Raw genomic sequence first — 23,155 nt, 5'->3', positions numbered from 1 at the left:
ATGACGACTGACAACTCTGACACCAAGCGCCCCGTACTGGGCCTGATCGTGCCACCGGCCGCCGGTCTGGTGCCTCCGGAAGGTCCGGAAATGTACCCGGAAATCGATTTCATCGCCCAAGGTCTGGCGCTCAGTTCGGTGGACAAGGAAGGCTATGACCAGGTTATCGACCAAGTGGTGGAAGCAGCCCAGAAACTGGCTGCCCGTGGCGCCCAGGCCGTGTCCCTGATGGGAACATCGCTGAGCTTTTACCGCGGCTCGGACTTTAACGAAGAGCTGGTGGCACGTCTGCGCGAATCCACCGGCTTGCCATGCTCCACCATGAGCCATGCCATCTTGCGCGGTCTGCGTGTCAGCAGCATCGAACGGGTAGCGGTGGCCTCGTCCTATATTGATGACGTAAACCAGCGCCTGGTCCGATTTCTGGACCAGAACCAGATCCAGGCCGTCTGCGCTTATGGACTAGGCGTTAATGACGTCACGGCCATGTCGAAAATCAGCACGCAGGAGCTGGTAGACCTGTGTCTGAAGACGTGGGACATCGCCCAAGAGCAGGCCCCCGGTCAGGCACAAGGTTTGCTGCTGTCTTGCGGCGGCCTGGTGTCGCTGGAAGCCGTGCGTCAGGTCGAGGACAAGCTGGGCGTCACTGTTGTGTCCAGCTCGCCTGCTGGCTTCTGGGATCTGGTGGCGACGGCTGGGCTGGATTTATTTCCGCAGGGGATGGGACGACTGGCACAAGAGCGTCAAACCGCCTGATCCCTTGATGTAGAAGCCCCTTGTCCGCAAACGCGGATAGGGGCACGTAACACACTATTTGCGCACACTAACGCCACGCAGATTGTGCCGCCCCACAGGCCGACGTGACCTGTTTGGCATCAAAACAAGGCAAAGGGCTGTCTCACCAAGGCTCGGGCTGGGCCACGTCCAGCTTATGTTGCTCATCGTACGTAGTCATGCCCCCCCAAAGGTTGGAGCAGTCTCCAACTTCTGGGGGGCAAGCCAAGCTGGGTGTGGGACTTATTGTTCAGACCTCTGCAACATCAAAAGCGATGCGCCCGCAGCGCACTCAAGCGCGGCACGACGAAATACCTTCTCCCGTCCTGGTCGCCGGTCCGCTGACCGCCCCCAAGCAGAGCCGTTTTATCTAGGCTCGACCAGCGGACAAAAACCCCGCACGCGCCTGGGCTCCCTCTACGCTGTCGCGACACACCAGCGCCTGATCAGCATCCATATAAATACCCAATCGGTTCATGGCATTGGCGACCTGATTCACCGACTCCTTGGTCATGCGGATAATCGCCGCAGGCGACTCCGAAGCCCGCTTGGCCAAAGACTGCGCCACCGCCACGGCCTGACCGGGTTCGCAGACCTCATCCAGCAGACCCCAGTCCAGCGCCTGTTCAGCACCGAAGCGTTCGGCCAGCAAGATGGCGCGTTTAGTGCGAGCGGCACCCAGCATGTTCACCATGCGTGGAATGGCCCCCCAGCCCATGTTCAGGCCCACCTTGGCTTCAGGTAAATACAAAAAGGATGACTGCGATGCCACACGCCAATCACACGCCAGCGCCAGAGCAACCGAACCACCCACGGCGGCGCCTTCAATGGCGGCAATGGTCAGCTGTGGCAGTTCTTCCCACAAACGGCACAAACGCGCACCACGCTGGGCCACATCCCGACGCTCCAGCAAACCAGCCTGTTCATCGTTCCACTTTTGCGGGTCTTTCAGATCAATCCCGGCCGAGAAAATATCCTTGGCCCCGGTCAGTACCACAGTGTGAATCTCCAGCGACAAGGCCAGATCCTGCGCCACCTGCGTCAGGGCCAGCAAGGTGTCCTGATCAATAGCATTGCGGTTCACGCCGCGATCAAAGCGCACCAGCGCATGGTCGCCCGTCACCTTGACCGTCACACTGCGGCCATATTTGCGTTTCATGAATGTCTCCCCAAAGGTTCGGAAAAATCAGCTCTGCGAGCGATGGCTCCCATCACTGCGCGACAGGCGCGTGACGTAGCGGAATTCATAAGGTGGGTAAAAGCTGACCGCCACTTCCATGACCTTGCCCGCCAGATTGCGGAAGGTACGGATAATCAGCAGCGCCGGGTCGGAGTCCTCGTAGCCCAGAAAGCGGGCAACATGCGGGGGAAAGCGCGAGGCGGAGATTTCCATCTCGATCGTTTCCACCACTTCGCCACAGTGCTCCTCCAACAGCGGGTACACACCGCCAGGCTGGGTCGAAATCAGGTCAGCCACCGCCTGGTATTCCTTGCGCAGATAAATATCTGTCCAGGAAATGCCGCGCTTGCTGCCCGGCACACTGCGGTAGGTTTCCACCTTCACCCAATCTGCCGGCTCACCGTCCAGCGCGGTTTCAGGTGGCTGCTTATCCACACAAACCGCCTTTTTATGCACGTGCAAATCGGTAAATTCCAGATAGCGCTGCAACTGGTCCGTGGTATCCAGCGCCAGACCAAACTGCGGCTTGGGATGCTGACGTATCACGGTGGTACCGGCACGGCGACGCCGCTCGATCAAACCCAGATCAGTCAGCTTGCGTATGGCTTCACGCGCCGTGTGCCGACCGACCCCGTACATCTCGCACAGCTCCATCTCGGTGGGCAGCTTGGAACCGACGGGGTAATGGCCCGAACGGATCAGCTCCAACAAGCGATCGCTCATGTTCTGATACAGGGTTGGCTTGGCGCTGGACTGGGATTCGGTGTTTGCCATACGGTTTTCAGCTTAAAGAGACAGGCGGCGCATCGCAGCCAGGGTGTCGCGGGTGAACTGCTCAGGACATTCACTTTGGGGAAAATGCCCGATGCCCGGCCATTCTATATATTCCACCAGAACTTTGCCTTCTCGCAGCAAGCGTTCGACCTCTCTGGCGGACTCTGGCGGCACGGACCAGTCCTCGCTGCCTTCTACGATCACCACCGGGCAGCGAATATCGTCCAGAATCTGCTCCATGCGAAAACCACCAAAAGCGCAGATATCCGCAAAGGCCACTGCCGGAATGCAACGACGGGCATCCGTCACCACTTCCAGCGCACGGGCCGGGTCGGACAAGGTGCCCATCAAGGTGCGAAAGGTCACTTCAAACCAGTCTCCCGGATTAATACGCGCCATCTCCAGAATGCGCGGGTTATAGCCGGAGGATTTCACTACGTTCACCGAAGCGCCATCGACCAGCACCAGGCCACGAATACGCTCGGGCGCCATGGCAGCGGCCTGGGCAACAACGCCCCCGCCCATGGAGTGCCCCATCAGGACCGGATTCTGAATACCCGCCGCATCCAGAAATTGCAGCAGATACTGAGCGTTTTGCGGGGTGGCGGTATGAGGTCCACCCAATGGCATGCCGCTCTTGCCGTGACCGGGCAAATCCAGCGCATACACCGTATAAAAGGGCGCAAAGTGGTCCAGCACATATTGCCAGGACAAGCTGTCCTGACTGGCGCCGTGCACCATCACCAAGGCCGGACCGGAACCGGCCAGATCGTAATAGGCGCGGATACCATCCGCGGTTGTCACATAAGGCATGCTCAGACCTCCAGCTCGCCCGTCAGACGGGTCAGGGCGTACAACAACATCCAGTTCTGCACGCAGGCGCGCAAATCGCCTCCCACAACCAGACGGTGCTGGCGCACCAAGCGGTTAAATGGAAAGCCCTGGGCCAGATCCGCAAAAGCAGCACTATCGCCTTCCAGCCAGAACGGCACCTCGCGCGGGCCGGTGCCCGCCTGCACATCCTGTTCTGACACGGCCAGCCAACTATGCTCGCCGGTGTCGGTATTGCGCAGCGCCACGCAAACATCGGCCAGGACACTATGCTGCCGTACAAAATCATCGGCGCGGGCGCGCTTGGCCCAGGCAGCCAGCACGGCAGGGTCAAACAGAGATAAAGACGTCAGCATCAGACATACCTTTGTCGAAGAAGGAACTTCTGCACTTTGCCCGAAGAGGACTGGGGCAGGGAATCCACAATAAAGATGCGTTTGGGTACTTTAAAGCCGGACAGTTTTTCCCGACAAAACTCGCGCAGCACTTCCACATCCGGCTCACGGCCATTGGCAGGCACAATCGCGGCAACCAGCTCTTCGCCCCAATACTCGTGGGGCAGGCCAAAGGCGGCGGCCTCGCGCACATCGGTGTGGCTGGCCAGACAGTTTTCCACTTCCAGCGCGGCCACGTTTTCGCCGCCCGTCTTGATCATATCTTTGCTGCGGCCCATGAAATAGGCAAAGCCTTCATCGTCCACCCGAATCAAATCGCCCGTGTGCAGCCAGCCATCGGCATCCAGCACCTGGGCAGTCAGCTCGGGCTGTCGCCAATAGCCTTTGAACACGGTCGGGCCACGCACCTGCATTTCGCCCGGCCCGCGCTGATCGGGCAGCACCTTCCCGTCGGCATCAACCAGTCGATACTGCACATGCCGCCACAGGTAACCGATGGAACCGGGATGCTCCAGAATCTCCTGCGTGTAGCGATTCTTGATGGTGGTGACACAGCTTTCCGTCATGCCAAAGCCCCAGCTGAATTCAGCATTGGGAAACACGGTGCGGATCAAATCCTGACGCCACTGGCCCAAAGGCGCAGCCGCAGTTTGCACAAACTGGGCACCGGGCAGGGATAGCTCTTTAAATTCAGGATGATCGGTCAAGCCCACCCACATGGCCGACAACAAAAACACATGCGTAGGCTGGTACAGACGCAGCGCGTCCATGACGGCATCGGCCTCAAAGCGTGGCACCACGTGCAAGCTACCACCGGCATACAGAATGGGGCCATTCACCACCCCGAAGCCGCCAATGTGAAACAAGGGTGTCGCCAGCAAGGAGCGGCTGTTGGCATCAATGCCCAGCTCCATGATGTAGTTCACCGCATTGGCCGACAAATTGCCGTGTGTCAGCATGGCTCCCTTGGGGGCCGAGGTCGTACCCGAGGTGTACATGATGATGGCTACATCTTCATCCCCCACACGGCCAAAGCGGTGCTGCACCGGATCATCCGCACGGTGATCGGGCAAGGACTCAGGCAAATGCTCCAGCCACTGCACAGCACTGTTCAAACCACCTTCGGACTCGATCTGCTCGCGCAAAGGACGGTAGGCCGGGTCCACAATACACACGGTAGGCTGGGCATCGTCCAGCAAGTAGCGCAATTCAGCAGCACCGTAACGGGTGTTCACTGGCACCAAAGCAAAACCGCCTACGGCTGTGGCATGCAGCAAGGCCAGATAGTCGATGGAATTGGGCGTCATGATGGCCACCCGATCCCCCGGCTGTACGCCCAAACCTTTCAAATAAGCCGACAAGGCGCGCGCACGGGCGCAGAACTGAGCAAAGGACAAGGCCTGGCGCTCGTCCGAGACAGCTACCTTGTCGGGGTAGCGTTCGGCATTAAACATGGCGACCTGGTAAATATTAGGCATGATGCGAAGCCTCTGCGGCGTGGCCCAGATAGGCTGCTGCAATTTGTGGGTTATTCATGATGTCTTTGCTGTCGCCCGCCAGACTCAAGCGCCCGGTTTCCAGCACAACGGCGTGATTCGACAACTTCAGCGCCAGGCGAGCGTTCTGCTCCACCAGCACAATCGTGGTGCCGTCCTGGCTGATCTGACGAATCGCACGGGCCACTTCCAAGGTGACCGCCGGGGCCAGACCCAGGGAGGGTTCATCCAGCAAGAGCAGACGAGGCCGGGACATCAGGGCACGGCCAATCGCGCACATTTGCTGCTCGCCGCCCGAGAGATGACGCCCCTGGCTTTGCTCGCGCTCCAACAGGCGCGGAAAGTAGCCATAAATACGCTCCAGATCCACCGTAATGTCGACCTGATCGCGACGCAGATAGGCCCCCATCAAGAGGTTCTCGCGTACCGTCAGTTCCGGGAACAGGCGACGGCCCTCAGGAGACAGGGCAATACCCAGATTCACACGGCGTTCTGCACTCAAGTTCTGGATAGGCTGGCCTTCCAGCAGGATTTCTCCCCCAACAACCGGCACCAGACCGCTAATGGCTTTCATCAGGGTCGATTTACCCGCGCCATTGGCTCCGATCACGGCGCACACACTGGCTTCTTCCACCGCAAAACTGACCTTGTCCAAGGCCCGTACTGCGCCATAGGACACGCTCAAGTCCTTGATTTCCAGCATGGGCGCAGGCTTGCTGACCTTGGCAGCTCCCTGACCAGCTGTAGAGACCGAAGCCGAGTGTCCCGTCCCGTTTTGCGCTGCGCGGGCTTCCACTGCTGGCTCCAGCCCAGGCTCCTTGTCCAGATCCGCACCCAGATAGGCTTCAATCACCCGCGGGTCCTGACGCACTTGCGCGGTCGGGCCTTCGGCCAGCAAACGACCATTAACCAGCACCACCAGTTTTTGGCACAGGCGCATCACCAGGCCCATATCGTGCTCGACCACCACCACATCAATGCCACTGGCGTGGATGCGTTCAATCAGGTCGGCCATAGCCACGGTTTCCACCGGGTTCAGGCCAGCAGCGGGCTCATCCATTAAAAGAAGGCGGGGCATGGCTGTCAGGGCCATACCCACACCCAAAATCTTCTGTAAGCCATAGGCCAGCGAATCGGCCTGCTCATCGGCTACAGACTCCAGGCCAATCAAGGCCAAGGCTTGTTCTGCCTGTCGCGCGGCCTCTTCGCGGCCACGACGCACACCCCAAGGGTTGAACAACGACCAGGGCGAAGGAAACTGACGGAACAGAGCCGCGCGATACAGGTTTTCAAATACCGTGTGGCCTGCAAATACATGCGTCATCTGGAAGGTACGCACCAGACCCTGGCGCGCCAAGGACGCGGCCGGGCGACCCGTAATCGCGGCACCATCCATGGTGACAGCACCCGCGCTGGGCTTGGTCGTACCGGCAATCAGATTGAACAGCGTGGTTTTACCGGCGCCGTTGGGGCCGATCACGCCGGTAATCTGACCGGGAGCCGTGCTGAAGGACACCTCGTCCACCGCGCGGATCCCACCAAAATGTCGGCTAAGACCCTGAACATTCAATTGCACGCTCATGCTGCCTCCTTGCGCGCGCCGCGCCACTTACGCCACAGACCCGCCAAACCTTGCGGCATGAACAAGAGCAGCAAAATCAAAGTCAGGCCATAGATCAGGCGCTGATACTGCTGCAAGTCGCGCAGCAACTCGGGCAGGGGGATCAGGATTGCGGCCCCCACCACGGCACCAGCCAGGGCACCCACACCACCCAGCACATTCATGATGACGGCATTCACCGCTGTCCAGAAACCGAAGGAATCAGGCGAGATATAGCCTTGGTAGTGGGCATACAAGCTGCCTGTCCAGCCGGCAATCAGGGCGCTAAGGACAAACACACTGACCCGAAAGCGCAGCACATTCAAACCACCGGAACGCACCAATTGCTCGTTCTGATGCAGGGAGTCCGCCACCATGCCCCATTCGCGGCGGTACAGGGCCCGCAGCACGAAATACACCACCAAGGCAAAGCTGACCGTCACCAGATAAACGCCGTAACGCCCTTCAGGAATCGGCAAGCTGGCTTGCAGGGCCGGAATCTGGCCAAAGCCGTTATTGCCGCCAAACAGTTCGTGGAACTCGATAAAGCACAGCACCACGGCTTCGCCCAGGGCGAAGGTCAAGAGGGCGAAATGCACACCCTTGATACGCATAAAAATAGGGCCGGTGATCACAGCTAATGCTGCCGTCAGCACTCCGGCGCCCAAAAACGCGGCTGGAAAGGACCAGCCATAATCTCGACTCAAAATGGCCGAGGCATACGCCCCCAGCCCGAACAAGGCACCATGCGCCAGCGAAAGCTGGCCGATGCGCAAAACCAGATTCATGCTCATGGCCAGGCAGGCGTACAGCGACACCATGATGGCCAGATGCAGGGCAAAGCGAGGCTGTCCGGCCCACATGGGCCAGCCCAGCAGCACCGCAACCACGACGGCATGCCAGACCCATTGCAGGGCGCCATCGCGCGGATAGAACGAAGCAGTTTTGATCGCGCTCATGACGATTTCCCCATCAAACCGCTGGGTTTGACCAGCAACACGGCCATCACGATCAGGAAGGACAACATGGTGGCCACGGTCGCGTTATAGAAGGTGGACGCCACGGCCTCGGTAACACTCAGAATCAGGGCGGCAACCACCGCACCGGGCAAGCTGCCCAGACCACCCAGAACCACAATAATGAAGGCTTTCACCACCACGGCTTCGCCCATATAAGGGTGCACGGTGTAGACCGGCGCCATCAGGGCGCCCGACAAACCGGCCAGGCCGCAGCTCAAGGCAAAGGTGAAGGCCATGATCTTCCAGGAACTGACGCCTTGCAGACGTGCCACTTCCCGATCCTGCGCCACCGCACGTATCGTCATGCCGATACGGGTGCGCTCGATCAGAAAATAGAAGGCGGCCAGCGCCAGCACACTCATGCCTACGATCAGCAATTGATCCTTGGCGAAAAAGGCTTGGCCAATTTGCCATGCACCTTCCACCGGACGGCGTACCGATTGCTCGTCCACCGAGAACAGCAGCGAGATCCCGGCCTGCAAGGTAATCGCCAAAGCCAGGGACATGATCATGCCGCCCATCTCGTCGCCCACAAAGCGACGGAACAGGCCGCGTTCAGCCAGTAAGCCCAGAAATCCCACCAGCACGGCAGCGGCCGCGATAGAGGGCAGGTAGGGCCAGCCAAACTGACCATAAAACACATACATGGCGTAAGCGCCCAGCATGTAGAACTCGCCGTGAGCGAAGTTCACCACCCGCAAGATGCCAAACACCAGCGTGAAACCCAGGGCAACCAGGGCGTACACGAACGTGGACATCAGGGCGATGATGGCGATTTGCATTGCGATCTGCATAATTGCTAACCGTATCAAGGTGCACTCCACCGCCGTGGCGGAGTGCGTACTGAAACAAAACCGGTAATTAGCGGGCGTCGAACTTGTTGATGACCTTGGCCTTGCCGCCCTCGATCACACCCAGGTAGGCCGGGGTGGCGATCTGGTGGTTCACGCCATAGACATCCTTGCCGCCCCAGACAATCGCGCCTTGAATACCATCAAAGCTGCTATTGGCTTCAATGCGGGCACGCACGGCATCGGTATCGTCCACGGTGCCAGCTTCGTTAATGGCCTTGAACAGCAGGCGGGTGGCATCGTAGAAGTAGAAAACGAAGTCATCCATGCTGTTGCTGTGGACCTTGGCGTAAGCCTGGCTCAGCTTCTGGTACGGTTCGCTGGACGGATCGGCAGACAAATACACCAAGGTCCCTTCCGCATTGTCCGCACCGGCAGACTTCACGGTTTCAGCCACGTTATTGCCACCAAACTTGGTGAACTGGCCTTTGAAGCCCATTTCACGTGCCTGACGTATCACGATCCCGGCCGGGCCAGGTGGCACGGTGTCCAGCTCGATGAAGTCCACGTTCTTGGCCAGAATGCTGGTCAGCAAGGTGCGGAAATCGTTTTGCGAGCGCTCGAAGAACTTGGTTTCAGCCACGTCGTAACCGGCGTCCTTATAGGCAGCGGTCTGGATCTTTTGCGTACTCCAGCCGGTTGCATCGTTAGGCGACAGGATCGCCAGACGCTTCAGCTCGGGGCGTTCCTGCTTCAACCAGCCGATCAGCTGACGGTTGTATTCGTACTGCGTAGGCAGCACGCGGAACATGTATTGCGTATTCGCATCCAGCACTTCGGTCGAGTAGCTGTTGGACAGCATGATGACCTTGTTGCGCTCGGTAATCGGCTTCATGGCCATGACCGAAGCCGAGCCAATCGGGCCAATGATGTATTTCACTTCATCCTGATCGATCAGACGGTTGGTGGCGGTTACTGCATCCGCTGCCTTGTAGTGGTCGTCGTAGGTCAGCACTTCAACCTTGTACTTCTTGTCGCCCACTTCCAGGCCGCCGGCCTGATTGATTTCATCCACGGCGATTTTCACGCCACCATCAATAGCCAGACCCCAGGGCGCGCCTGGACCTGTCATGCCTCCTACCACACCCAGCTTGAGCGTTTGAGCCTGCGCGCCCAGCGCGGCCACCATCCCTGCTGCTGCCAGTACACCCCGTATCCCGTATTTCATGGACCTGCTCCTATTAATTGACCGGACATAATTGTTGTTTGATACGAACAATATAATAAGGAGCCGATACTTGTCTATGGAAATATGGATTGATAATGACCTTATAACCAGCTCCTACAGGGGGATACGCACCAATTTAAGGGAAAACACCGACATGGGTTGTCGGTTTATTTGTACGGACTTTAGTCTATATATTTATATGAAAAAGTCATGGTCTGGGCATGTATTTCGCTAGATCGTCAGGGCAAAACACCCGCTGGTAGACACAAAAAGGCCGCTTTCCATGACAGAAAGCGGCCTTGAAATCTTGTCGGCTCACGCTATCAGGCGGCGGTTTGGCTGGTCTGAGCCTCCAATTGCGCAAAGAACAGTTGCAAACGATCCATGGCCTGCTCGATCTGCTCATACGAGGCAGAACCAAAACACAGGCGCAAGAAACCTTCACCTTGCGGACCGTAGAAGCTGCCTGCTTCAACCACCACGCGGGCTTCCTTTAACAAGCGCTCGGCCAGTTCCTGCGAAGGCACTCCCGTGGCGCGCACATCGGCAAAGGCATAAATCGTGCCTTCCACCTGGGCGCAACTGACATTCGCCATGGCATTCAGACGTTGCAGCATCAGGCGGCGCTTGGCGTCGTCGTCCGCAATCATCCCGCGCAAGGCTTCTTGCTGCCCAACCACCGCTTCCAGCGCGCCCGCCTGAATAAAGGTATTCACATGGGTGACATCGTTAGCGGTGATCTTCAACAAGCCGGGCATCAACCAGGCAGGCGCGGCCAGATACCCAATGCGCCAGCCATCCATGGCGTAGGACTTGGTGAAGGCAAACATGGACACGGTGCGCTCCTGCATGCCGGGCAGGGAGGCAATGCTGATGTGCTCGGCATCGTCGTAGGTAATGTCCTCGTAGACTTCATCAGAGACCACGATCAGATCGTGCTTGATAGCCAATTGCGCCAGAGCTTCCAGCTCGCTGCGGCGATACACACGACCCGTGGGGTTGGCCGGATTCACCAGCACCACCATGCGGGTACGGGGCGTAATCGCCGCTTCGATGGCGTGCGCATCAATGGCAAAACCCTGTTCCTTATTCAGCGGCACCAGCACCGGATGCGCCCCGGCCAACTCGATTTTGCCTATGTGCTGCGGGTAGTGTGGCGAGAGCAAAATCACCTCATCGCCCTCGTCCAGAATGGCGAAGAAAGCGGCAAAGGAGGCGTGCGTCAGCCCATTGGTAACCAGCACATCATCCGGCCCGACATCCAGCTTGTTTTGCTTGCGCAGCTTGGCGGCCAAGGCTTCACGCAAGGCGGGCACCCCACGCAGATCGCTGTAATGCACCTCGCCGCGCATCAAGGCATCGGCTGCCGCCTGCTTGATCGCCGTCGGCGTATCCGCGTCCGGGCGGCCAACTTCCAGATGAATCAGGTCCGAGGTATCGCCTTGCAGACGAGCCGCCTGCTCGTACATGCCAAAGGATTTTTGAGAGGTGCCGGTAATGCGTTTTGCTAGCTTCATGAAAAATTGTTCCTTCAGAATAAGACAGGCCCCAAGACCTGTCGGAAACCATCCCGCCCTAAGCAGCCAAGGACTGGATCACTTTGCCCAGAAAGGACTCGCAGGCGGCCAACTGCTCCAGGCTGACGTATTCATCAGCCTTGTGCGCCACGGTGATGGAGCCAGGCCCGCAGACAATGCTGGGCACGCCCGCTTCCTGGAAAAACGAGGCTTCGGTGCCATAGGCCACACGTTGTGCGGCGGACTCACCCAGCAAGGCCAACGCCATTTTTTTCAGCTCCTGGCTGTCTTCGTCATCCAGGGCAGGAATGCTGCCCAGACACTCGAACTCGATCGCCGCATCACCATGGCGTGCCTGCATGCGCGGCAAGACCTGCTCATAGGCAAAGCGGCGCAAATTGCCGATGAAGCCATCCGGGTCCACGCCAGGCAGATAGCGGTATTCAAAGGAAAATTCGCAATGGGCCGGGATAATATTCATGCCATTGCCACCGGAAATCGTGTTGGTGGAAATAGTGGAGAAAGGCACATCAAAGCCTTCAATGCGCTTGCCGACCTGGGCCTCTTCATCCGCCAGACGCTGAATGTGCGAGACCAGATTGGCGGCGTACTCAATGGCGTTCAGCCCATGTGGCGTCAAAGAAGAATGAGCGGCGCAGCCTTTGACGCGGCAGCGATAAATGCGGCCGCCTTTATGGGCCGCTACAACGCGCATGCTGGTGGGTTCGCCCACAATGCAGCCGCTGGGCTGGATGCCGGCTTTACGCATTTCCTCGATCAGGCCAGGAATGCCCAGACAGCCCACTTCTTCGTCGTAGCTCAAGGCCAGATGCACGGGCTCACGCAGTGTCATGGAACCCAGGCGTTGCGCCTGTGCCATGGCCACGCCGATAAAGCCTTTCATGTCGCAAGCGCCACGACCAAACAAGCGGCCATCACGAATCTGGGCTTGAAAAGGATCGCTGGACCATACCTGCCCGTCGACCGGCACCACGTCTGTATGGCCAGACAAGACCACGCCCCCCGGCCCCCGGCCGAAGGTCGCCAGCAGATTGGCTTTGGAGCGCGATTCGTTGTAATCAAAACGCACTTGTGCGCCCGCCGATTCGAGCCGGTTGGCGGCCCATTCAATCAATGCCAGATTGGAGTTTCTGCTTACCGTATCAAAGCCAATCAGGGACGAAACATGCTCGATCACCTGGGCCGAAGGGGCCTCCTGCCTGCTCATATGCCAACTCCTTATTGCTATTATTCAAAACTGAATTCAGTTTATAGAGCGGGTATATCGCTGTCAACGAGTCTAGGTGTTTGTACTAGAAATTGGCTTTTTAATTTTTATAAATTCTTTTAATTTCAATCAATTAAGTAATTTCTAACTTGTTTTATACCTATAGCACTTATTGACCATCAAGTATGAAAATGAATATATTCACAAAAAATGAGTTCAACTGAATTCACTTACTGCGATTACCAATAAGGACTATCATGAGACAACAATCGCGCCCCGCGGACCCGGCTCCCTCCAAGGCCGAGGATCTGCTTTTCGGCAAAATCCTCTGGCGGCTGATGCCCATCTTGTTCATCAGCTACATCGTTGCCTACATCGACCGCGTCAACGTGGGCTTTGCCAAGCTGCAAATGCTGCAAGACCTGAATTTTTCAGCCGAGGTCTATGGCCTGGGTTCGGGCATCTTCTTTGTGGGTTTTTTGTTGTTCGAGATCCCCAGCAACCTCTTGCTGTACCGCTTTGGTGCCCGCGCCTGGCTGACACGCATCATGGTCACCTGGGGCATCCTGTCCGTGCTGACCATGTTCGTCACCACCCCCACACAGTTCTATATCGTCCGCTTCCTGCTGGGCGTGGCGGAAGCCGGTTTTCTGCCTGGCGTGGTGTATTACCTGGCGCAATGGTTCCCTCCACAACGCCAAGGCCGCGTCATGGCGACCTTGGTCACCGCCGCTGCGGCAGGCGGCATGATCGTAGGCCCGCTATCAGGCTGGATCATGGATGTGTTTTCCGAGTCCCAGCACCTGCATAACTGGCAATGGCTGTTCCTCTTGCAGGGGCTGCCCGCTGTCTTTGTAGCAGCCTTGCTGTGGGCGACCTTGCCCAACCGTCCTGAAGACGCCAAATGGCTGAGTCAGGAAGAAAAAACCCTGCTGCACACCCTGAACCAGGACGCGCAACGCGAGCTGCCGCGCAAGGACAAGATTGCTGAAGTGCTGGGCAAACCCAATGTGTGGTGGCTGGCCTGCGTGCTGCTGTCCCTGAACCTGGGCATTTATGCGGTGATCTTCTGGACGCCCACCATCATTCAGGAAGCCGGTATCAAGAACCTGACCCACATTGGCTATATTGCCGCCTTGCCCTATGCCGCCTCGGCTCTGGCCATGCTGATTCTGGGCCGCTCTTCCGACTACTTTGGGGAACGTCGCTGGCACTTGGCCATTGCCTGCGCAGGCGGTGCTATCGGCCTGCTGATGACAGCCCTGGCACCAGACCCGACCGTGCGTATTATTGGCGTCATCATCGCCACGGCCATGTTCATTGGCGGCACACCCCTGGTCTGGGCCTTGGGCGGTAATTTCATGAGTGGCCGCGCCGCTGCAACCGGCTATGCCCTGATCAATGCAGTAGCAGCCTTGGGCGGTTTATTTGGCCCCTACGCCATGGGTCTGGCACAAGAAATGAGCGGCAGCACCAGCACCGCTGTATTGACCATTGCCGGTCTGGCCGTGCTGGGTGGCTTGTGCGTCTTTGCCCTGCCATCTGCCCGCCAGCAAAACGCCCTGGATCAGGCCGCTAAATTACACGCTGTCCCCAGCAAAGGCGGTGCCCAATGATGCGCCGTCACGTCAAAACCGCTATGGCTGGCTGTGTCGGACTGGCCACGCTGATCGCCAGCTCCAGCGCCACGGCGCAAACCGGCGACAACGTCACCTTGTACGGCATTCTGGATGCGGGCCTGACCTGGATCAGCAATGCCAACGGCCCCTCCAAAACCACGCTGGATACCGGCGTCATGCAAGGCAACCGATTGGGTCTGCGTGGCTCCGAGTCGATGGGCAATGGTTTGACCGCCATCTTTCAACTGGAAAACGGCTTTTCCGTGGCGACTGGGGAAGCAGGGCAAGGCGGCGCCCTGTGGGGCCGACAAGCCTGGGTGGGCCTGAAATCCGATTATCTGGGCAGCATCAAGCTGGGCAGACAATACGATTTCTTCACCGATACCTTGCAGGCGTTCTACACCCCCACCTGGTCGGCAGGCGGCTATTCCAACAGCCCTTTGGATAACGACCGCATGAGCGGCCAGCGGGTCAATCAGTCGGTGAAATACGTGACGCCTTCCTTTGCCGGTATTGAGCTGGGTGCCATGTACGGCTTCCCGGAACGGCGCGAAGGGCAGGCCCAAACCGGGCGCACCATCAGCTTTACGGCCAACTATAAAAACGGCAATTTTGCGACGGGTGCCGCTTATACCGAGGTGCAGGAAGCCAGCCTGGACATCAGCCCGCTGACCGGCGGCGGCGCGCCCAATCGAGTTGGTGGCCGTTACCTGCGCGACTGGGGCATAGGAGCGAACTACGCCTTCGACAAAGTGACTATCTACGGTGTGTTTTCACAAGCCCTGTACGTGGCTCCCGATGGCCAGCAAAAGAACCATACCTTCCGCAACTATCAGCTGGGTTTTGCCTGGCGCGCCGCACCCAATCTGGTACTGGGACCGGGCTATGGGCTGACCACCCTGGGATCGAACAAATACCACCAACTAAACCTGACGGCCGACTACTTCCTGTCCAAGCGCACGGATATTTATACCCAGGCCATCATCCAGCACGCGCAAGGCGGGGGCGCAACGGCCAACGTAATCAGCATGCCCAGCTCCACGGGGCGTAACCAGACCTTGTTAAGGGTGGGGATACGAACCAAGTTCTAGGCACAAACCCGATCAGCGCAGCAGGGTCTGTACGATACAATCATCCATTCTTTTCTGATCGGTTTCGTATGGCGACTTCGACTGGTAAATCCACACAGGCAAGCAAGGCGGAAACGCTGGTAGACACCATTTACCGGGACACCCGCAAGCGTTTGAATGCAGGCGACTGGCACCCCGGCGACCGCCTGCTGGATTACGAGCTGGCCGAGCGCTTTGGCTGCACCCGCATGCCCGTGCGCCAGGCCCTGCTGCGACTGGTCAACGAAGGTTTATTGAACAGCACCACACGGGGATTTCAGGTCCCCGTGCTGACCGACGCCATGGTGCGCGACATCTTTGAGTTACGCCGCATTCTGGAGCCGGCTGCTGCCGCGCTGGCCGTCAACATCGCCGACCGCGATCAGCTCCATGCCGGTCTTAGCAAAGCCATTGATCTGGCCAAAGTGGCCATGGTGCACAAAGACGCCGCCCTGATGTTCAGCGCCAACGCCAGCTTTCGCCAAGCCTGGCTGCAATGCGTACACAACGAGCGCCTGCTGGACGCCATCGCCATGTCCGCCGACCACGCCAACCAGGTGCGCTTTGCCAATACCAGCGATACCGATAACTATCAGGCCACGGTAGAGGCGCTGGAAAAGCTGGGCAAGGCCCTGACCAGCGGGGATCCGGAGTATGCGCGTACCGAGATGGTGGGATTCTTGAAGCTGGCGGAGGCTTCGTATTTCTTGCGTAGGCAGCAAATCGATTCAGCCCCCGCCTTCGGATCATAAAGACACGGACTGCATGTACTGATCAAAGCGCGCTTCCGCGAAGCGGAACCACAGCAGCTCATCCTTTTGGAACGCACGGTAATCCGCATAAATCGTTCGCCATTGCGGATTGCTTGCATTCAGTTCGGCATACAGTTCCTCACTCGCCTTGAATGAGGCATCCAACACTTCCTTGGAGAAAGGCAGGACCTTGGCTCCCTGACCGACCAGTTCTTTCAAAGCACCTGGGTTACGGGCATCGTATTTGGCCTGCATATCCAGATGCGCATACGTGCTGGCTGCCGCGACAATATCTTTGTAGTGCTGCGACAAACCGTCATACGCTTTCTTGTTGACCAGCAGATCCAGCCCTACTGAACCTTCCCACCAGCCTGGGTAATAGTAATAGGGCGCGACCTTGTGAAAGCCCAGTCGTAAATCGTCATACGGCCCCACCCACTCGGCGGCATCAATAACGCCTTTTTCCAGTGCCTGGTACACCTCGCCACCGGCGATGTTTTGCGGAATGCCACCCAGCTTCTCGATGACTTTACCGGGCAATCCACCAATCCGAATCTTCAGGCCCCGTATGTCCTCCGGGGTATTGATCTGCTTGCGAAACCAGCCGCCCATCTGCACACCGCTGTTGCCACAGGGGAAGTTGACGATGTTGTAGTTGGCATAAAAATCACGTGTCAGCTTCAAGCCATTGCCGTGATACATCCAGGCCGTCAGCTGGCGAGAGTTCATGCCAAACGGAATGGCACAGCTCAAGGCAAACGCTTCATTCTTGCCAAAGAAATAGTAGGGCGCCGTGTGAGCCGCTTCCACCGAGTTCTGTTCCAGCGCATCGACCACACCCATGGCCGGCATCAGTTCCCCGCCCGCATGAACGGAGATATTGAACTTGCCATCGCTTAGCTCACGCACTTTCTGCGCAAAGACTTCCCCACCGCCATAAATCGTATCCAGGTGCTTGGGAAAGCTCGATGCCAGTCGCCAGCGCAAATTCTCTTGCGCCTTGACGACCGCAGGGGCCATGCCACTGGCCACAATGCCGGCCAGGCCGGTCAGTTTTAGCATTGCTCGTCGTTCCACGCTTGTGTCTCCTCGTTTTATTTATGCAAAGTCAGCAGCTTGCCCCCAACGGATCAAGCTGCTTGCGGGACGGATCAATCAAACATATCGGGCTGGGTGCGCAACAGGTTTTCCCAGATCGGCTGAAAGTGCAGCCAGCCAATGTATTCGCTCCCTACGTGCTCACGGCTGTAACGGGCACGTTCGGGGGTCACCAATGTGGGCGTCATGCCGGTTGCAGCAATCATCAACTGCTGTTGGCAGCAGCGTTCCAGCGCAATGAACCAGAAGGCGGCGGCTTCAATGCTGTGACGGCTGGCCGTCAGCAAGCCATGGTTCTGGTGGATGGCCGCCTTGACGCCAGCAAAGGCATTAGCCACTTTGTGACCAGCCTTGGTTTCCACGGCAACCTGACCCGCTTCTTCGCGAATGACAACATGGTCTTCAAAAAAGGCGGCGGCATCCTGCGTAATAGGCAGGATTTCCTGGCCCAGTGAGGCAAACGCAGTGCCATAAACCGTATGGGCATGGCACATGGCAACGATGTCGGGATGTGCTTCGTGAACCGCAGCATGCAGGACAAAGCCGGCACGGTTCACCGCGTAATCGCCTTCCACCACTTTGCCTTCGTGGTCCGCCAGAATCAGGTTCGAGACCTTCACATCGGCAAAGTGCACGGCCATGGGATTGGTCCAGTACAGGCTCGGATGCTCGGGATCACGGATGGTCAGGTGACCAGCAAAGCCATAATCCAGACCGTGCAGGGCAAAAGCGCGGCAAGCGGCCACCAGGCGCTGCTTCAAATGCGTGCGCGCTTCTTCAAAAGAATCAAACTGGGGCTCTTCCGGGTAGATCAGGCCTTGCTGTTCGGGCTGATAAATCGACTTCCGGCCCGTCATGGCCAAAATTTCTTTGATATCGGGTTTAGCGTTCATGGGAAGGTCTCCTTCGGGTTCGGCAAGATGTTGCGTTGCCCGCACGCCAGCCCATCCAGCGCAGCGTACGGGTGAAACGTAAAACCATGGTAGAGGTCGAAAACCATGAATGACAAACGAAGCTTTTTCAGCTATTGATTAAAAATATTCACCTGTTTAAGGCACCCTCATGCGAGCCATCCCTAATTTCGCCTGGCTACGAGCCTTTGAATCGGCCGCCCGGCTGGAGAGTTTCAGCCTGGCGGCCGATGAGCTGCACCTGACTCCTTCCGCGATCAGCCATCAGGTCAAAAGCCTGGAGACTCATCTGGGACGCAGCCTGTTCGTCCGTCACAACCGGCGTGTCAGCTTGAACAGCCAAGGCCAGGAGTTCTATCGGGAACTGACTCCCTTGCTGGACAAGCTGGCCCGGCTTTGCGAGGACACACAGGGCGAGAGCGGGGGTACGCACGCCTTGACCGTGCATTGCGCTCCCAGCCTGGCGGTGAAATGGCTGGGGCCCCGTCTGCATGCTTTCATGCGAGATCACCCCGGCTTGGCCATCCATTTGCGCACGGATGCCACGCCGCCCGATCTGCACCAGTCCACCGACATTGACTGCGTGATCAGCTACGGACATGCCCCCAGCCACGACCCTAGGCTGGTGGTGGAGTCGCTGCACCCTGAACCGCTATTACCCTTATGCTCGCCCAAGCTCTATGCCAGTCTGGCTCTGCATCAGCCCTGGTACCTGCATTTGCCCTTGATCGATTCCACCATCAGTCCGGTCAGCTGGGCTGACTGGTTTGGCAGCAATGGCATGGCCGCCTCCCCCGGTCCACGTCTGTCCTTTGACCGCGGTGCCATGGCAGTTGCAGCAGCGGTGGATCAGTTGGGTGTCTGCCTGGAAACACAGCGCTTTGCCGAACGCGAACTGGACAATCGAGAACTAATCGTCTTGCCCGCGCCCAATGGTCGCAGCCTGCAACGCGAGATGCATTTTCTCTACTACCGCAATCACCGCGACACGCTCAAACGCGTGGAACACCTGCGTGAATGGCTGCTGCGCGAGGCCAGCCTGACCCCGATGCGCTAAGCAAAATTTCCGTCCTAGGGATTTCCCCCGACCTGCCAATTTTTCCTTGACACCTCGAATATCGCCCCACAATACTGAACTCTGTATACAGAACACAGAACTCACAAAAAGGAGGCAGTATGAAGGTGTTTTATGACAAGGACGGCGATCTGGCCCTGGTGCAGCAACGCCGGGTTGCCATCATCGGCTACGGCTCTCAAGGCCATGCTCACGCATTGAATCTGCGTGATTCTGGCGTGGAAGTGGTCGTGGGTTTGCGCCCCAACAGTGCCTCGCGTCAAAAGGCCGCCATTGCCCGTCTGGCTGTGGCCGACATCGCGTCTGCCGTTCAGCAAGCCGACATCGTGATGATGCTGCTGCCTGACGAGGACATTGCCCGCGTCTACGAGCAGGAAGTCGCCCCCCATATCCGCCCCGGCGCCACGTTGGGCTTTGCCCACGGTTTCAACATCCATTACGGCCAGATCCAGCCTCGCGACGATCTGGACATCATCATGGTCGCCCCCAAGGCACCCGGCCACACGGTGCGCTCGACCTATGTAGAAGGCGGTGGGGTTCCCCACCTGATTGCCATTCATGCCGACCGTTCCGGTCAGGCTCGTGACTTGGCCTTGTCCTACGCCATCGCCAATGGCGGCGGACGCTCCGGCGTTATCGAAACCGATTTTCGTGAAGAAACCGAAACGGATTTGTTTGGCGAACAGGCGGTGCTCTGTGGCGGCATGGTGGATCTGGTCAAGTGCGGCTTCGAAACCTTGGTCGAGGCGGGCTATGCCGAAGAAATGGCCTATTTCGAATGCCTGCATGAACTGAAGCTGATTGTGGATCTGCTGTACGAGGGTGGCATCGCCAACCTGAACTACAGCATCTCCAACAATGCCGAGTTTGGCGAATACCAGGCCGGTCCACGCATCGTGACCGAAGACACACGCCAGGCCATGAAAGCCTTGCTGCGCGACATCCAGGACGGCACCTATGCCAAGAATTTCATCCTGGAAAGCCGTGCCGGCCAACCTTCCTTGAATGCCCATCGACGCCTGAACCAGCGCCACCGCCTTGAAATCGTCGGCGAGCAGCTGCGCGCCATGATGCCCTGGATCAGCGCCCAGGCGCTGGTCGACCGAAAAGTAGCCTGACCCTTTCCACCATTGATCTGTACACGAGGACGACATGACCGAAAAGAAACTGATTCCCTACGGCGGCTATTACACCAACCGCATTCCTGATCACGACCCCGAGTTGACCGAAGTCGGCCCAGGCACGCCCATGGGCGAGTACATGCGCCGCTTCTGGCATCCCGTCTGCATGGCCGCGGAACTGACTGATACCCCGCGTTTTCTGAAAATCATGGGGGAAGAGCTGGTCGCCTTTCGCGACAAAAGCGGCCAGATCGGGCTGCTGCACGCCCACTGCGCCCACCGTGGCGCCTCCCTGGAATACGGTGCCATCCAGGAAAAGGGCATTATGTGCTGCTATCACGGCATGGTGTTCGACGTAGACGGAACCTGTCTGCATGTCCCTTACCCCAAAGGCGAAGAGGCCGAGGGCGAAAAATACGCCTGCTCCATCCGTCAGGGTGCTTACAAGGCTTTCGAGCGCCATGGCCTGATTTTTGCCTATATGGGCCCGCCCGATGCCGAACCCCCTTTCCCCGAATGGGAGGAAAACTTCACCGTCATGCCCGGTGATGAACTAGTGGCTTTCAGCAACTTCCAGCACTGCAACTGGCTGCAAGTACAGGACAACGCCGCTGACAACTTCCACCCCACCGCACTGCACGCTGCCAAGAACGTGGTAGGCGGCAACTACCAGGGCACCACGTTTGATGAGGTGGGCGCGGCCTCCATGGAAGTAGCCCCCGACATGCAGTTCATCCCGGTACACAATGGCCGCAGCCTGGCCTGCGCGGGTGCCCGTCGTGCCAGCAAGGACAATCTATTTATCCGTGTTCAGCACCAGGTCCTGCCCAATCTGAGCCTGCATGCCTACACGTCCGAAGACGGTGCCCAGCAAAAGTTTTTCAGCCGCTTTCACATCGTGCGCTGGACCGTTCCCGTGGACGACCAGAACAGCAAGATGATTGGCTGGCGCGTCATGGGCCCTGGCATTGATACACGCGGAGTGGGTAACAAGGAGATGGTGGGCTACGAGACCATCGACTTTCTGGAAGGGCAGGTTGCGATGCGCCGTCCCGAGCGCTTTGGACAGTACAAGCTGGAAGACCTGCCGCCCATCCCGTCCGACCATCGTGCCCGTCACAACTACAAGGAATGCCAGCAGGCACCGGGCGATTACGAAGCCATCATCAGCCAGCGCCCGATTGCGGTCCATGCGCTGGAGAACCCAACCAAGTTCGACGCCGGGCTGTACATGTTCCGCAAGATGTTGCGCGATGCCTTGCGTGGCTCCAACCCTGCCGCGACCCCCGAAGGCTTTGCACAATGGCTGAAAGATTGTGGTGGCGCCCCCAACAGCTATTGCTCGGGCAATGTCCTGGCGATTCCCGAGTCCGAGGATTTGGCCCAGGAAGTCGCACGCCGCCGACATGCCACGCGCGAAATCGTGCGCATCCTGACCTCGGCCGACAATCTGAAAGGCTCGGAACGCGAGGCTTTCGTCAAACAAAGCATGCAAGAACTTCAACAATCGCTCAGCGCTGTCGCTGCTGAATCCTGATCGCCTGCCGCACCCGCTCCAAAGGGGCGGGTGCCCCATACGGAGAGCGCCATGAACGCCATTGCAGAACCCGCCACTCCCGTCCAGGCGGCTACCAACCCGGACGGGCTACTGTCGCTGCGGATCCGGCAAATCCGCTACGAAGCGCAAGGCATCAATTCTTATGAACTCAGCTGTCCTCAGGGTGGCGAATTGCCTGCCTTTGAGGCCGGTGCCCATATAGATGTACATATTCAACCTGGTCTGATCCGCCAATACTCGCTGTGCAACCCTCCTCATGAGCGCCATCGTTACGTCATTGCTGTCCTGCGCGATGCCAATGGACGAGGCGGTTCACGCACCTTGCACGACGTCTTGCAAGTCCAGCAGCAAGTAACTGTCAGCACACCCCGAAATCATTTTCGACTGGACCCGAACGCACGCCGTTCCATTCTGTTAGCCGGGGGTATAGGTATCACGCCCATCAAGGCGATGGCCCACTTTCTGGAATCGCAGGGCCAGCCCTTTGAATTGCACTACTGCACTCGCAGCCACGACACGGCCGCCTTTGGCTCCGAACTGCTCACATGGCAAGAGCAAGGCCGCCTGCATCTGCATCTGGACAACGGCAATCCCGCACAAGGTCTGAACCTGCAGGACTTGCTTGCCAATGCAGCTGAAGGCACCCACGTGTATTACTGCGGCCCAGCCGGTTTCATGCAAGCCTGTGCGCAGGCCAGCTCGCACTGGCCTGCCGGTTCCGTGCATTGCGAACACTTCAAGGCGCCTGAACCCGCCCCCAGTGCCAATACCCTGCCTCCCGGTGCCTTCGTGGCGCAGATTGCCAGTACCGGCCAGTGCATTGAAGTTGCACCCGATCAATCCCTGAGTGATGCCTTGACGCAAGCCGGTGTGCCGATTGCCACCTCCTGCGTATCGGGCCTGTGCGGCACATGCCGCATCAACTATCTGCAAGGCGATGTGGATCACCAGGACTACATCCTCAGTCCCGACGAGCAAAGCCATTGCCTGACCGCCTGCGTGTCACGCGCACGTTCGGGCGTACTGGTTCTGGACCTGTAAGGCCATCTCCTGGTCCTGGCTCCCGCCAGGGCACACCC

The 23,155-nt window shown here is 58.4% G+C and carries 21 protein-coding genes; 8 read left to right on the top strand and 13 right to left on the bottom strand.

The window, feature by feature from the left end; translation table 11 throughout:
- Entirely contained in the window at positions 1-756 is a 756-nt protein-coding gene (locus tag KOE80_RS10540; protein ID WP_088451621.1) for an arylmalonate decarboxylase, read from the top strand.
- Positions 757-1,144: 388 nt separating this feature from the next.
- Here KOE80_RS10540 and KOE80_RS10535 read toward each other — a convergent pair whose 3' ends face one another.
- The 11 genes from KOE80_RS10535 to argE form a co-directional block, all read right to left on the bottom strand.
- Complete coding sequence (locus tag KOE80_RS10535) at positions 1,145-1,933, bottom strand: enoyl-CoA hydratase/isomerase family protein (protein WP_021447154.1); 789 nt, start codon at positions 1,931-1,933, stop codon at positions 1,145-1,147.
- A gap of 27 nt (positions 1,934-1,960) precedes the next feature.
- Positions 1,961-2,728 (bottom strand): GntR family transcriptional regulator, encoded by a 768-nt coding sequence (locus tag KOE80_RS10530; RefSeq protein ID WP_009461466.1) that lies wholly within the window; start codon positions 2,726-2,728, stop codon positions 1,961-1,963.
- Between the two features lie 12 nt (positions 2,729-2,740).
- Positions 2,741-3,541 (bottom strand): alpha/beta fold hydrolase, encoded by an 801-nt coding sequence (locus KOE80_RS10525; protein WP_226349096.1) that lies wholly within the window; start codon positions 3,539-3,541, stop codon positions 2,741-2,743.
- Positions 3,542-3,543: 2 nt separating this feature from the next.
- Positions 3,544-3,915 (bottom strand): hypothetical protein, encoded by a 372-nt coding sequence (locus KOE80_RS10520; protein WP_021447155.1) that lies wholly within the window; start codon positions 3,913-3,915, stop codon positions 3,544-3,546.
- Positions 3,915-5,432, bottom strand: a complete 1,518-nt coding sequence (locus KOE80_RS10515) for a class I adenylate-forming enzyme family protein (RefSeq protein WP_226349095.1) — start codon at positions 5,430-5,432, stop codon at positions 3,915-3,917. The genes KOE80_RS10520 and KOE80_RS10515 overlap by 1 nt, the downstream gene beginning before the upstream one ends.
- On the bottom strand, positions 5,425-7,032 hold the full coding sequence (locus KOE80_RS10510; protein ID WP_226349094.1) for an ATP-binding cassette domain-containing protein: 1,608 nt from the start codon (positions 7,030-7,032) through the stop codon (positions 5,425-5,427). Before KOE80_RS10510 ends, KOE80_RS10515 begins: the two co-directional genes overlap by 8 nt.
- Entirely contained in the window at positions 7,029-8,009 is a 981-nt protein-coding gene (locus tag KOE80_RS10505; RefSeq protein WP_226349093.1) for a branched-chain amino acid ABC transporter permease, read from the bottom strand. The genes KOE80_RS10510 and KOE80_RS10505 overlap by 4 nt, the downstream gene beginning before the upstream one ends.
- Positions 8,006-8,851: a branched-chain amino acid ABC transporter permease gene (locus tag KOE80_RS10500; protein WP_021447158.1), complete on the bottom strand. Its 846-nt coding sequence runs from the start codon at positions 8,849-8,851 to the stop codon at positions 8,006-8,008. The genes KOE80_RS10505 and KOE80_RS10500 overlap by 4 nt, the downstream gene beginning before the upstream one ends.
- A gap of 79 nt (positions 8,852-8,930) precedes the next feature.
- Positions 8,931-10,088, bottom strand: a complete 1,158-nt coding sequence (locus tag KOE80_RS10495) for an ABC transporter substrate-binding protein (protein ID WP_035269405.1) — start codon at positions 10,086-10,088, stop codon at positions 8,931-8,933.
- Positions 10,089-10,411: 323 nt separating this feature from the next.
- Complete coding sequence (locus tag KOE80_RS10490) at positions 10,412-11,605, bottom strand: pyridoxal phosphate-dependent aminotransferase (protein WP_226349092.1); 1,194 nt, start codon at positions 11,603-11,605, stop codon at positions 10,412-10,414.
- 58 nt (positions 11,606-11,663) lie between these two features.
- Positions 11,664-12,833: an acetylornithine deacetylase gene (argE, locus tag KOE80_RS10485; RefSeq protein WP_226349091.1), complete on the bottom strand. Its 1,170-nt coding sequence runs from the start codon at positions 12,831-12,833 to the stop codon at positions 11,664-11,666.
- A gap of 257 nt (positions 12,834-13,090) precedes the next feature.
- Here argE and KOE80_RS10480 point away from each other — a divergent pair, with 257 nt between their 5' ends.
- From KOE80_RS10480 to KOE80_RS10470, 3 genes are all read left to right on the top strand, one after another.
- Positions 13,091-14,449, top strand: coding sequence for an MFS transporter (locus KOE80_RS10480; protein WP_060186773.1), 1,359 nt, complete (start codon positions 13,091-13,093; stop codon positions 14,447-14,449).
- Positions 14,446-15,543, top strand: a complete 1,098-nt coding sequence (locus tag KOE80_RS10475; RefSeq protein ID WP_226349090.1) for a porin — start codon at positions 14,446-14,448, stop codon at positions 15,541-15,543. Before KOE80_RS10480 ends, KOE80_RS10475 begins: the two co-directional genes overlap by 4 nt.
- A 68-nt stretch (positions 15,544-15,611) precedes the next feature.
- Entirely contained in the window at positions 15,612-16,313 is a 702-nt protein-coding gene (locus tag KOE80_RS10470) for a GntR family transcriptional regulator (protein ID WP_052159255.1), read from the top strand.
- Here the strand turns inward: KOE80_RS10470 and KOE80_RS10465 are convergent.
- Together KOE80_RS10465 and KOE80_RS10460 are read right to left on the bottom strand one after the other, a co-directional pair.
- Positions 16,308-17,390, bottom strand: coding sequence for a TRAP transporter substrate-binding protein (locus KOE80_RS10465; RefSeq protein ID WP_035269413.1), 1,083 nt, complete (start codon positions 17,388-17,390; stop codon positions 16,308-16,310). The two genes, KOE80_RS10470 and KOE80_RS10465, sit on opposite strands and share 6 nt — an antisense overlap.
- 74 nt (positions 17,391-17,464) lie before the next feature.
- On the bottom strand, positions 17,465-18,304 hold the full coding sequence (locus tag KOE80_RS10460) for a class II aldolase/adducin family protein (RefSeq protein WP_226349089.1): 840 nt from the start codon (positions 18,302-18,304) through the stop codon (positions 17,465-17,467).
- Positions 18,305-18,473: 169 nt separating this feature from the next.
- Here KOE80_RS10460 and KOE80_RS10455 point away from each other — a divergent pair, with 169 nt between their 5' ends.
- The 4 genes from KOE80_RS10455 (at position 18,474) to KOE80_RS10440 (ending at position 23,117) form a co-directional block, all read left to right on the top strand.
- Positions 18,474-19,379 carry a LysR substrate-binding domain-containing protein gene (locus KOE80_RS10455; RefSeq protein ID WP_035269416.1) on the top strand — a complete coding sequence of 302 codons (906 nt, stop codon included), beginning with the start codon at positions 18,474-18,476 and terminating at the stop codon, positions 19,377-19,379.
- A 74-nt stretch (positions 19,380-19,453) separates the two neighbouring features.
- Positions 19,454-20,515, top strand: coding sequence for a ketol-acid reductoisomerase (gene ilvC / locus KOE80_RS10450; protein WP_226349122.1), 1,062 nt, complete (start codon positions 19,454-19,456; stop codon positions 20,513-20,515).
- 34 nt (positions 20,516-20,549) lie between these two features.
- Positions 20,550-22,055: a Rieske 2Fe-2S domain-containing protein gene (locus tag KOE80_RS10445; RefSeq protein WP_042485031.1), complete on the top strand. Its 1,506-nt coding sequence runs from the start codon at positions 20,550-20,552 to the stop codon at positions 22,053-22,055.
- Between the two features lie 51 nt (positions 22,056-22,106).
- On the top strand, positions 22,107-23,117 hold the full coding sequence (locus KOE80_RS10440) for a PDR/VanB family oxidoreductase (RefSeq protein ID WP_226349088.1): 1,011 nt from the start codon (positions 22,107-22,109) through the stop codon (positions 23,115-23,117).
- Positions 23,118-23,155: the final 38 nt, after the last annotated feature.

This window comes from Alcaligenes sp. 13f (assembly GCF_020496585.1).
GTDB classification, from domain to species: Bacteria; Pseudomonadota; Gammaproteobacteria; order Burkholderiales; family Burkholderiaceae_B; genus Alcaligenes; species Alcaligenes phenolicus.
This window is presented reverse-complemented; position numbering and strand designations above follow the sequence as displayed.